This window comes from Bacillus sp. IBL03825, assembly GCF_024712505.1.
Taxonomy (GTDB): domain Bacteria; phylum Bacillota; class Bacilli; order Bacillales; family Bacillaceae_G; genus Bacillus_A; species Bacillus_A wiedmannii.
Genome location: NZ_JAMXKE010000001.1, coordinates 2,755,239 through 2,768,539, shown reverse-complemented (window position 1 = coordinate 2,768,539; position 13,301 = coordinate 2,755,239). Strand labels below are relative to the sequence as shown.

Genomic DNA, 13,301 nt, shown 5'->3' with positions numbered 1-13,301 from the left:
TTATTCATGATACGGATTGACTTTATTTATTGGAAAGTCGTAATATTATTAAGCTATATGAAAGAGAACCACAAAAAGAGGGGGAGTTATTATGAAAATAAACTGGACTGAAGTAAAGGAAAAAATTCGACCGCAAATTTCAAAACCATCCTAGTAATGGCGAACCATCTAAGTGGAAAGATGTTCAAAAAGAAAAACGTAATAGCTGGGATGAAGTAAAGAAAGCGTTAAGGCCAAAATTAGCAGAGAACACATTTATGACATGGATTAGAAATACAAATGCTACTATAGAAGATAATAAATTAATAATTTTTTGTGAAAATGCGTTTCATCGTGATTTACTTGAAGGGGAGTATAAAAATATAATTTCAAGTACCGTACAGAAAATTACTAATGAAGAATATCAAATTTGGTTCGAAATAGGATCAAACGCCGCTTCAATAGCACAAATTCATCATATGCAAAATAAGCAACTCACTTACGGACAAGAGGAAACAAAAATAATTTGGAATCAAATAAAAGATAAAGTACAAGTAACAATTTCAAGACCTTCATATGAAACATGGATCAAAGAAACTACAGCCAGTTTAAATGAAAATTCATTGACTATTTATTTTAAAAACGAATTCCAACAAGAGTGGTTTGAAAAGTCTTATAAAGATTTAATTTTGCATATAGCAAAAGAGTTAACTGGAAATACATATGAGCTTCAATTTGAATTAAAATCAAATACAATTGCAAGCAATAATGGTGAAAAATCAAAATCAACTATTGATAATATTATTTCCAAATTAGAGAAGCACCTCAAAGTCACTACTGATAATTTAAAAAGTAATGATATAGAAGATAGCGATAAACGTATTCAAGCTTTAGAAGGAAAAATAGTGAAGTTGGAAAATGTAATAGATACATTAGTGGGAAAATTAGAGGTAGTAGAATTAAAAACACAGTTGGAAAAATAACCAACTGTGTTTTTTACTTAATTCGCTTTATTGATAAACCCTTTATAATGACGTTTTACAAGCTGACTTTCTAAAGTCTTCATTGTTTCAAGCGCTACACCGACGATGATAAGTAAGCTTGTACCACCGATTTGTGCAGAAGGTGGTAATGTAGCAATTTTCGTGAATAAGAGCGGTAAAATTGAAATCGCCCCTAAGAAAATTGCTCCGATAAATGTTAAACGGTATAAAATTTTAGTTACATATTGTTCTGTTGATTTACCAGGACGAATACCAGGCACATAGCCATTTTGCTTTTTCAAATTCTCAGCCATTTGTTCAGGGTTTACTTGAATAAATGCGTAGAAGTATGTGAAAGCAACGATCAGACCGACATAAAGCGTCATTCCAATTGGATGTGCGAAATCAAGATTTGCAACTAACCATTGCGATACGCTTGAATCAGGGAAGAGCTGCGCGATTGTACGCGGCGTCATTAAAAATGCGGAAGCAAAGATAACTGGAATTACACCAGCACTATTTACTTTAAGAGGTAAATGAGTGTTTTTTGCTCCTTGGTATTGATTGTTTCCTGAAACAGCTTTTGCATATTGAATCGGTATTTTACGTACAGCTTGTTGAATGTAAATAACGCCAACAACTATCGCTAAAATTACGAGACCAATTAAGATCATCTTTATGATGTGCATGAATAATTGATCGCCTGCATTTTGAAATTGTTGCAAATAAATTTGGTTCGCAACATTTGGAATTGCCGCAACAAGTCCTGCGAAGATAATCATCGAAATACCATTACCAACGCCATTAGCGGTAATTTGTTCACCTAACCAAAGTAAAAATGCAGTACCTGCAGTTAAAACTGTCGCAATAAATAAGTATGTAGTCCAGCTTTGATCTGTAATTAATTGTCCACCTGCTATATTATTAAAACCATAAGACATCCCAATGGCTTGTATGAATGCGAGAATGATTGTAAAGTATCGAGTGAATTGAGCTGATTTCTTACGGCCCATTTCTCCTTGCTTTGCCCATTCCGAAAATTTAGGTATAACGTCCATTTGTAGTAATTGTACTATGATGGAAGCTGTAATATATGGTGTAATACCTACAGCAAAGATTGAGAAGTGTTGCAATGCTCCTCCGCCAAATACGTTTAGCATACCTAAAACGTTAGCTTGATCTTGTACTTTTAATACCTCTGCGTTAGTATGAGGAACTGGAATAAACGTGCCAATTCGAAAAACAATTAGCATCGCTAGTGTAAAAAGAATTTTGTTTCTTATCTCAGCTACTCTCATGAAATTTGAAATCGTACGAAACATTATGTCGCCTCCTATATTTTTATCAGTTCAAAACTGATTATTATATCCCGATGAAGTAACCACAAACCTCCTTCCGCATTAAATTCATTTGACAAATGGAATTTTATACATTTTGTAGTTTTCTCGGATATAAAAATATAAGGTGTTTTTTAGCGACCAATAAGCTTTTCGTAATCATTCAATACACATAATATATCGAATAAATTAACAAATGTACATACATACGCATGAAAAATGAATGAATAGGGGCATTTTTTACATTTATGTAATGCTAGATTGATAATTAGGAACGTTTTATGTAGTTGTATTGAAAGGATTCCGTGGAAAGTATTATGGTGTAGCTGTAGCACATGATAACCTCAAGGAAATCTTCGAGGATATTGACAAAACTCATATATTTAGTCGTGAATTAGAGAAACTATTAAAGCAAGAAAAGATTTGAATGAAATAGTAGTGAAGGAAAATCTTTCTTCTATAGAGAATATTTCTAACGCAGGAATCTAAGTATATAGGTTCTAATGAAAGGAGAATTCACATGAATACATTTGTAAAGGACAAGTTTTATGAAACGAGAAATCAATTATTTGAGGAAATTACTTTGTTAAGTGATGCTCAATTTAATAGAAAATCAGATAAGGATAAATGGAGTATAGCACAAATTTGTCATCACTTAGTTTTATTAGATGAGAGAGTTATAACGGTTATTTCGTCAGGATTAAAAAAGATGGATAGTTTCCAAAATGAGCGTAAAGAAATTCATACTATTGTATTAGATAGATCGATAAAATTTATAGCACCAGAAATGATTGAACCAAGTATAGAACCATTTGAAGTGCTGCAAATGGTTGATTTGTTAAACGACTCTAGAAAAGAATTGATGCGTTTTCTGAGTACAATAGAAGATGAATCTAAATTGGTAAAAAAATCAGTGATGCATCCAGCTCTTGGAGAATTATTTCTTGATCAGTGGATAGAATTAATCTATTTGCATGAACAGCGTCATATAGAACAAATCAAAGAGGTAAAATTGCTTTGTGAAGTTGAAAAGTAAAAATTATTATCTATTTATTGAGCGATTTAGGATAGCATCAAGGGTTTGAGTGATAAAATACAAGTCTTGATTAAAATTATGATGAATTTAGTTGAAAGCAACCAATAAGCAGAAGAAAATACGAAACTAGCAGATCTTTCTCTTGAATAGGAAACGAACATTCAAAAAAACTGAATCCGAATTGCTGTATAAGTGTAACCCCGTCTTAAATGAAGAACGGGGTTATTATTTTTGGAAGTGATCTCAGCATTTTTATTTAGAAGGAAATAAATTAGCAATGAAATCCGAAAATGTAACCAGCATTACACACTATATCTTTAAGTTATAATGATTTCCGGAAATGAGTTATATGTCCATAATTTTGACAGTACATATACATCTACCGTTGGTTTAGCGCTCTTCACACGTTAGAGGAAGAAGAAAATACGATTCTGCTAGGGGGGATATGTATTTTATTCTCTATATTTTCACAGCAGAACCACCTCCAAAATTATCTTTTGCAGTTGAATTTTTCCGAATAATAAGTTACATTTTTAAAGTTCAAGCAACTTTATAGCAGTACAAAAAGGGGAGAAATATTGTTATTATGCAAAAAATGAAATGGAAGACCTATTTATGTTATTTTGTTATTTTTATACTTCTTGGAACAGCAGTAATAGTCAAGCCATCTATCTCAAAAGCTGAGGAATCTGATGTTAATATTACATTGTTAGGTACTGCAGATATTCATGGTAGATTTATGCCTTGGGATTATGCACTTGATGGAGCAAATACGAGCGGAAGTTTAACACAGCTTTATACGGTTATAAAGAAGGTACGTCAAGAAAATCTAAATACCATATTAGTAGATGCTGGGGATACAATTCAAGGAAACTCAGTAGAATTATTCAATGATAAGCCACAATCGCCAATGATGGTAGCGATGAATACAATGGGATATGACGCCTGGGCATTTGGAAATCATGAATTCAACTTTGGATTAGATACATTGAAAAAAGTTAGTGAGCAATATAAGGGAAAGACGTTAGCAGGAAATATTTATAAGGAAAATGGAGAGCGTTTTCTTCCTGCATATACGATTGTTGAAAAAGGTGGAATTAAAGTCGGGATAATTGGTATGAATACACCAATGATTAGTGATTTCGAAAAAGGGACAGATCATTTGGATGGATTGGTAGTGAAAAATCCAGTAGAAGAGACAAAAAAGGCAATTAAAGAATTAGAAGGTAAAGTAGATGTAATGGTAGGGGTTATGCATATGGGACTAGAAAATGAGAATGGAATCCCAGGTACTGGTGTTCAAGATATTGCGAATGCTTGTCCGGAACTAAGTGCTATTTTTGCAGCTCATATGCATAAACTTGTTAAAAAAGAAGTTGTAAATGGCGTTATTATTACTGAACCAGATAAATATGGAACACATATTTCACGTATTGATCTTACTTTTACAAAGCAAGATGGAAAGATGGTTCTAAAAAATAAAAATGCTACCGCTATACCTGTAAAAAATACTGATGGAACAACAATAGTATCTGATCCCACACTTGAAGACACACTGACACCTTTTCACGAGTATGCGAGAGGAGATGCAAATGTTGTTGTCGCTCAATTAAAGGGTAGAAACCTTGTTCCTGAAAATGAAATAAAGGGTATTCCAAGTGTGCAGATTCAAGAGACACCTTTATCAGATTTCTTTCATGAAGTCATGCTCTACTACAGCAAAGCAGATGTAGTAGCCCATCAAATTGATAACGATAATGCTCGTTTGGATGTAGGTCCTATTAAGAAAAAAGATATTGCGTATAATTATCAATATGCTTTGGGAGAAATTACGGTCTATAAGGTAACTGGGAAAGACTTAAAAGACTATATGGAATGGGCGGCAGGGTACTTTAACTCATCTCGTGCCGGAGATGTAACAGTTAGTTTTGATAAAACCCGTCGTGCTTCTAAATACAGTACGAATGATTTCTTTGGAGGCGTAAAATATGAAATTGACTTAACAAAACCATATGGAAGTAGAATTACAAATTTACGTTCTATTCGTACAAATAAACCAATCAAAATGAGTGATGTTATGACGCTAGGAATGAATGCGTATAGAATGGAGGCTCTTCAGGCAAAAGGGGGAGCTTTAGAGGGACGGAAATTTGAACAAACTTGGTCATCTAAACAAGAGAATGCATTCGGAGAAACTGGTGGAACCATTCGTAACCTTGCTATTACATATTTAAAAGAGGTAAAGAATGGTGTATACACACCAAAAGTTATGCATAATTGGAAAATTACTGGCGTGAATACACATTCTTCAGAGCATAGGGCTGTAGTGGATCTTGTAAATAAAGGGATTTTAGAAATTCCAAAAACTGAAGATGGAAAATATACAAATATAGCATCTATAAATACTAAAGATTCAATTACAAAAGAAGAGATTGTAGCACTCTCACAAAAAGCTAATATTAATCCAAATCAGTTTAATCATGTAAAAAGAAAAGGAGAATTTTACAAAAAACTTAGTAGGATAATTAAATAAATATAAAATAGATAGCTTTCGTGCAAAAAACTATTAAACTTGGACATACCATTATCCTAAAAAAAGTTTGTGATTGGTATGGAAATATAAAGAATCAACGATAAAAAATCCCCTGGATTATTAAACAAATCCGGGGGATTTTTTATTTGAATAATTTTGGTTTTATTTCTTACTATGCATATTTATAATATGCTTTAAAAGAACATACCTTGAGCTAATAACATGCAATAGATGTGTCTTTTACTATATTTTAATGGGAGACAAATTAAAGATATTTTTGACAAAATAAAAAAGCCTGAAACTCATATGAGACTTCAGCTATCTCATAATGTTACAATCCATGCAGCTATAGACATACATAACAACATTATATTAAAAAATCTAAATTGTAGATGCGCTGCCTCACTAAAGTATTTATATACTATATATATCATAAAACAAAACACGCACTTTCTTCTTCTTGTTTATCAAGGTCATTAGTATTCATTTGATCCATCTTTATCCTAAATCAACTTCATGTCCGAAATATAAGTTTAAATAAGTAATATAAATTATAAGATGTCCTATAATAATTGTTATTTTAATAGCATTAAACCTACTCTTAAAATAGTAAAGAGTGGGTTTTTATGTTGTTATTTAGATGTAAGGGTACTTTGATTAGAATGAATATAGATAATTGACAACTAACCAATTGGATGAGCGCCTAAAAGAGCTCTTTTTTATTGAAATTAATATACATATATGTGTCGTTCTTTATTTATATCATCGACCACATATATGTAATTTTGCATAATGTTACATGAATTTTGTATTTTCTCTTTTTTCCGACAGAAATAGACAGTATACTTTGTACAAGCTTTCTATTTCAAAAATTATACGAGGTGAAAAAAATGAAAAACAAAAAGACATTAACTAAGGTAGCATTAACAACAGGCTTAGCTTTAACAGCTGTAGCACCATACGGAGTAGGTTATGCAGAGGAAACAGAACAACTACAAGTTCAAATTCAGGAAGAATCGTTCCGTTCGGGTGAACTTACACAACCGTCACAAAAGGCACCCGAAAATGTAGTAAAAGATGCTCTTAAGGAGAAAACAGAACAAGCTCTTTCTCCAAAGCAAGTAAATGGAGAAACTGGAGTAGATTATAAAGTTCTTCAAAAACGTGGTTCATATGATGGGACTACACTTGTACGTATTCAGCAAACATACGAAGGAAAAGAAGTATATGGCCATCAATTAACTGCACACGTAGATAATAACGGTGTTATTAAAAGTATTTCAGGCGATAGTGCGCAAAATTTAAAACAAGAAGAATTGAAAAAACCTATTAATCTATCAAAAGATGAAGCAAAACAATATATTTATACGAAGTACGGGAACGATATCAATTTTATTTCTGAGCCAGAAGTTAAAGAAGTTATTTTTGTTGATGAAAATAATGGACAAGCTAGCAATGCATACCAGGTTACATTTGAAGCTGCAACACCAAAATATGTTTCTGGAACTTATTTAGTAAATGCACAAAATGGTGATATGTTAAAAAATATGGTACAAGAATCTAACTTAAAAGCAAGTGAAAAACTAGTTGGAGCATTAAAGAAGAGTAAAAAAAGCAATCTTACATCATTAACTGGAACAGGAAAAGATGATTTAGGTATATCACGTACATTTGGAATCTCTCAACAAGGTAATGGAAAATATGCTCTTGCTGATTATACAAGAGGGCAAGGAATTGAAACATATGATGTGAATTATAGAGACATTACTAAAGAAGAAAGCTATTATCCTGGTACATTAGCAACTAGTACTTCAACAACATTTAACGATCCAAAAGCAGTAAGTGCTCATTACTTAGCAACAAAAGTATTTGATTTTTATAAAGATAAATACAAGCGTAATAGCTTTGATAATAAGGGACAAAAGGTAGTTTCAGTTGTACATGCTTGGGATTCTGGAGATACGAATGATCCGAAAAATTGGCAGAATGCATTAAGTGCGAATAATGGAAGTATGCTTGTATACGGAGATCCTATCGTCAAGGCATACGACGTAGCTGGCCATGAATTTACACATGCAGTTACTTCTAGCGAATCTAATCTTGAATATTACGGTGAATCTGGTGCGATTAATGAGGCGCTTTCTGATATTATGGGAACATCTATTGAGAAATACGTAAATAATGGAAGCTTTAACTGGACGATGGGAGAACAAACTGGATCTGTTTTCCGTGATATGGAAAACCCGGCTTCTGTTCCATCTTCACTTGGAGTACCTTATCCAGATGATTACAGTGAATTTAACGATTTTAATGGATGGGATCAAGGTGGCGTTCATTTTAATTCAAGTATTATTAATAAAGTGGCGTATCTCATTGCAAAAGGTGGAACTCATAACGGTGTAACTGTTAAAGGAATTGGTGAAGATAAAATGTTTGATATCTTCTATTATGCAAATACAGATGAGTTAAACATGACTTCTAATTTCAAAGAATTGAGATCAGCATGTATTCGAGTGGCAACTAATAAATATGGAGCAAATACTGCTGAAGTTCAAGCAGTTCAAAAGGCATTTGATGCAGCGAAAATTAAGTAAGTTAGAAATATAGTTTTCATTCATATATTATTACATTATGAAAAAACAGCTACTGTCATTTTAAAGATAGTAGCTGTTTTTTATACAGCAATGTATGATTGAAAATACACTTAATAAGCAATAATTAGGTTGTCTATCTTTCTGAATTTACGACACATATATAAGGTTTAAAGTATATAAAAACAGAAAATTAATAATATATTGACCTCTTAATAGAAAGTGCTATAGAATGAAAGCGATAACAAACGATTGCTTTAAAATGATTTCCCTGATCTTTTAGTATTTACAAATATATGTAGACATAAATAAATCTATTTTTTTAAACATTAATGCAAACGTTTTCGTATTAAAAAGATCATGGAAATCCATATGTGAAAATTGCCAATATGGGGGGTGAAATAAAAGAGATTTCTAGATTAATTTAAGTAGTGTAATTTAGTACGAACATATTAAATTGTGCGTACTATTTAAAGAAAGGGTGTATGTGGTGCAAATGTTAAAAAAATTAATTAACAAATCAGTTTTATTACTTACTATAATCGTTATGTTATCTTCTGTTTTCTCTTTTCAAAGTGTAAAGGCAGTTTCAAATTCGAAAACAACTGAAGTTATCATTCATTACAAAGAACAGTCTGGAAATACAAAGGATTGGAACCTTTGGTTATGGGGAGAAAATGCGAATGGTAAATCATATGAATTTACTGGTGAAGATGAATTTGGAAAGTACGCTAAGATTAATATAGATGATGACTATGAACGTGTAGGATTTATCATTCGTACGAATGAGTGGGAAAAAGATGGTGGCGATCGTTGGATTGAAAATATAAAGGACGGTCGTGCTGAAGTATGGATTCTTTCTGGTGATGAAAAAGTATATAACTCTAAGCCTTCTTCGGATCTATCAATTCAAAAAGCAACTATTGATAGTTTCAATGAAATTACTGTAACGACTAATGTGCCGTTTCATATTAAGGAACGGAATATTGAAATTGAAGGCATTAAAATTAAGGATATTAGTCCTTATGATATAAACAGTGGAAATGTTACTAATAAGGTTAAAATAATTACGGAGCAGAAAATTGATTTAAAACAGACATACAAAGTTAAAATCGAAAACGTAGCTGATACGAATACTGAAATCGGTAAAGTCATTCGTAGTGAGGAATTTGATCATTCATTTTATTATGCTGGTAACGATTTAGGTAATATATATACGCCGCAACACACTAAGTTCCGTGTATGGGCTCCTACTGCGAGTGAAGCGAAGTTAGTTACATATAAAAAATGGAACGATAAAATAGGTACTGAAATAAACATGAAACAAGGTGAAAAAGGAACTTGGAAAGCAGAACTTAAAGGGAACCAAAAAGGGCTCTATTATACGTATAAGGTGAAAATTGGTGATAAGTGGACTGAAGCAGTTGATCCGTATGCACGTGCTGCTGCAGTAAATGGAGATAAAGGTGCAGTTGTTGATTTAGAAGAAACAAATCCGAAAAAATGGAAAGCAAACAAAAAACCAAAATTTAAAAATCCGGAAGATGCTATTATTTATGAATTGCATGTACGTGATCTTTCTATTCAGCCCGAAAGTGGTATTAAACAGAAAGGAAAATATTTAGGGGTAACAGAAAAAGGAACAAGAGGTCCTGAAGGTGTGAAAACAGGCCTTGATCATATGAAAGATCTTGGTGTTACGCACGTGCAGCTTTTACCGATATTTGATTATGCATCAGTAAATGAAGAGAGTTTAAATGAACCACAATATAACTGGGGATATGATCCGAAAAATTTCAATGTTCCAGAAGGATCCTATTCTACAAATCCATATGAGCCAACTGTTCGAATAACTGAATTAAAGCAAATGATTCAAACACTGCATGATAATAATCTTCGTGTTGTAATGGATGTAGTATATAACCACATGTATAATGCTGCTGAATCTAATTTTCATAAGTTAGTTCCAGGTTATTATTACCGTTACAATGAAGATGGAACATTTGCAAATGGAACCGGAGTAGGAAATGATACAGCTTCAGAACGAAAAATGATGAGAAAATTTATGGTGGATTCGGTGACATACTGGGCAAAAGAATACAATTTAGACGGATTCCGTTTTGATTTAATGGGTATTCATGATTATGAAACGATGAATGAAATACGTAAAGCTGTTAATCAAATTGATCCTTCTATTATACTGCATGGAGAAGGGTGGGATTTAAATACACCTCTTGCAGCTGAGTTGAAAGCAAATCAAAAAAATGCGGAGAAAATGAAAGGGATTGCTCATTTTAACGATAATATACGAGATGGATTGAAAGGTAGTGTATTTGAGGAGGAGGAAAATGGATTTGTAAATGGAAAGGACAACATGGAAGACCGCATTAAAAAAGGGATTACGGCAGGCATTGACTACGATATAAATTCGTCTACTTATCAAGATCCTGAGCAAGTGCTAACTTATGTGGAAGCACATGATAATCATACATTATGGGACAAACTTGAGTTGACTAATCCAGGTGACAGTGAAGAAGTGCGAAAACAAATGCACAAATTGTCTTCTTCGATTTTATTAACATCACAAGGTATTCCATTCTTACATGCAGGACAAGAGTTTATGCGCACGAAGTATGGTGATCATAACAGTTACAAATCTCCTGATCCAATTAACCAAATGGATTGGTTGCGCCGTGCAGCATTTAATAATGAGGTAGAATATATGAAGGGCTTAATAGATTTACGCCAAAAGTATTCAGCTTTTCGAATGACATCTCCTGAGCAAATTAAAAAGCATATATCATTTATAGATGCTCCCAAAAATGTTATAGCTTATTCAATAGATGGAAAGGGGAATGGGAATAAAAATGAAAACTTTATGGTGGCTCACAATGCAAATAGAGAATCCGTTGACATAACTTTGCCATCGAAAGGTCCTTGGAAAGTACTAGTAGATGGTAAGCAGGCAGATAGTAAAACACTTTATGTTGTCCATAATAATAAAATTAAAGTTCCTGCATTAAGTTCATTCGTTTTAAAAACAGCGAAACCGATTAAATAAAAGCAAGTCATGTGGAAGTATATACTGAATTGAGTACATGTAATAAGGATTGTACATGCAAAAAGCGAAGTGACGGTTATTTTCACTTCGCTTTTAAAATTAAATTAATATAATTTCACATACTGTAATTATATTACAATTTAATAAAGGAAATAGACAAGAAATTATTTCTATTGTAACAGTAGGAGGAGAAGATATCTTTGTATTAATTCCTACAAATCGTTTAAAAAATAGCAAAGATGAAAAAGTATATGGAATTAAAATAGAGAAAAGACACCATTTAAGGTGTCTTTTCTCTATTTTAAATACGATATGTTAGTAATTAACTTGTATGTAAAAGTAAGTTGCATTTTCACACTAACTTCAAAAGAAAAATATTAAATTCTTTTCTTAATCTATATGTAATAAATCTCATTAGAAAATTTTATCGCTATAACAAATAAAACTTTCTCAATATTATTGTGTTTAATAACTATATCCATCTGCTTTCCAATCCATTACAATAATTTCACATTGGAAATACACGAATATTCCCAATGTTCTAAATGGTTTATACCTTATAGGATTACTATGGGAAAGGATGTGAAATGTCTAATAAAAAAATATTTTTTATGATGAAATAAAAAATTTTAATGAAGAAAAAGTTATTTTATTATTCTCAAGCTTTATTGAAGTACATGTATTTATAATCACTTCGAGACAAGAGGAAGAATCTAAAAATTATTTTTGTAGATTAGAAAAGTGTATTTAAAAATTAAGTTAAAAGTTTATGGAGGGTTATATGAGCGAGAAAATTTATTATTGGTCTCCTATTAAACATTGGGAGAAGTTGCATAATGAAGTTTTGATAGGGGAAATGAGATTTACAGGCGTTCTGTCTGAGTGGTTTCCTGAGTTTTATTTTTTGACTCAAAAAGGTGTGAAAATTAGTGAACTAGTAGAACGCTTTTCTTTAGGAAATGTAGAAGAGACACAAAAAACAATAGAGCTTATGATAAAAAATCGTGTGTTAGTAAGTAACATATTACCGCCAAGAGAAGTATTTTCCACACAAGAAAAGATTTTTCCAAATCCATATAGCAACCAGATTCGCTTTTCTAAAGGAGATTTAGATAAGTATATGAGTGAACAATTGAATCGAACGCACCATGCTGTGCGGTCAACCGAAATTCAACTTGAAACAACAAATGATCTACCCACTATAATCAAGGAACGTAGGTCTTGTCGCCAATTTGATATGAAAAAACATATTAGTTTTTTAGAATTTTCCCAATTCATATCAACTCTAAAACAGGTTAGGAAAGAAAATATATACTATCATTACGCAAGTGCAGGCGGACTCTACCCTATTGATATCTTTGTTTATATAAAACCCAAACGTATAGAAGGTATGAAAGCTGGGTTTTATTATTATAACCCATCAAAAAACTGTCTTGTGATTGTAAATAATATTGATCAAGTAATCAAAAGTGATCATGAGTTAATTAACCAAGATTTATTTACTCAGTCTGCCTTTTCAGTTTATTTGGTCTATAATGCGAACGCTTCCATCCCGAAATACGGTTCAGATGGATATTTATTTGCTTGTATTGAGTCTGGTATTATCACTGCTACCTTAAATATGGTGGCTGAGACATTGAATTTAGGCGTTTGTTCAGTTGGTCATATGAAATTTGAAGAGATTCAGCAGTTTTTATGTTTGGATAATCATCAAGTATTTCTCCATGGGCTTGAAATTGGTCTGAAGATTAACGAATAGATGAAATGAATATTAGGGGGAT

At 32.2% G+C, this 13,301-nt stretch carries 6 protein-coding genes and 1 pseudogene; 6 read left to right on the top strand and 1 reads right to left on the bottom strand.

Translation table 11 applies throughout. The features are described from left to right. Window positions 1–91 precede the first annotated feature (91 nt). Window positions 92–962, top strand: a pseudogene (locus NHG49_RS14105) (DnaA N-terminal domain-containing protein). 17 nt (window positions 963–979) lie between these two features. Here the strand turns inward: NHG49_RS14105 and secY are convergent. Continuing rightward, a complete protein-coding gene (gene secY, locus NHG49_RS14100) occupies window positions 980–2,284 on the bottom strand; it encodes a preprotein translocase subunit SecY (protein ID WP_088046673.1) in 1,305 nt (434 codons plus the stop codon). A 535-nt stretch (window positions 2,285–2,819) separates the two neighbouring features. Between secY and NHG49_RS14095 the strand changes: the two genes are divergently transcribed. From NHG49_RS14095 to NHG49_RS14075, 5 genes are all read left to right on the top strand, one after another. Beyond that, window positions 2,820–3,335 (top strand): DinB family protein, encoded by a 516-nt coding sequence (locus NHG49_RS14095; RefSeq protein WP_064475442.1) that lies wholly within the window; start codon window positions 2,820–2,822, stop codon window positions 3,333–3,335. A 586-nt stretch (window positions 3,336–3,921) separates the two neighbouring features. Beyond that, window positions 3,922–5,868, top strand: coding sequence for a bifunctional metallophosphatase/5'-nucleotidase (locus NHG49_RS14090; RefSeq protein ID WP_258126160.1), 1,947 nt, complete (start codon window positions 3,922–3,924; stop codon window positions 5,866–5,868). A gap of 890 nt (window positions 5,869–6,758) precedes the next feature. Beyond that, on the top strand, window positions 6,759–8,462 hold the full coding sequence (locus NHG49_RS14085) for a M4 family metallopeptidase (RefSeq protein ID WP_088046675.1): 1,704 nt from the start codon (window positions 6,759–6,761) through the stop codon (window positions 8,460–8,462). 487 nt (window positions 8,463–8,949) lie between these two features. Further along, the gene (pulA, locus tag NHG49_RS14080; RefSeq protein ID WP_258126159.1) at window positions 8,950–11,520 is read left to right on the top strand and encodes a type I pullulanase; all 2,571 of its coding nucleotides are present in this window, start codon (window positions 8,950–8,952) and stop codon (window positions 11,518–11,520) included. A gap of 781 nt (window positions 11,521–12,301) precedes the next feature. After that, window positions 12,302–13,279: a SagB/ThcOx family dehydrogenase gene (locus NHG49_RS14075; protein ID WP_258126155.1), complete on the top strand. Its 978-nt coding sequence runs from the start codon at window positions 12,302–12,304 to the stop codon at window positions 13,277–13,279. Window positions 13,280–13,301: the final 22 nt, after the last annotated feature.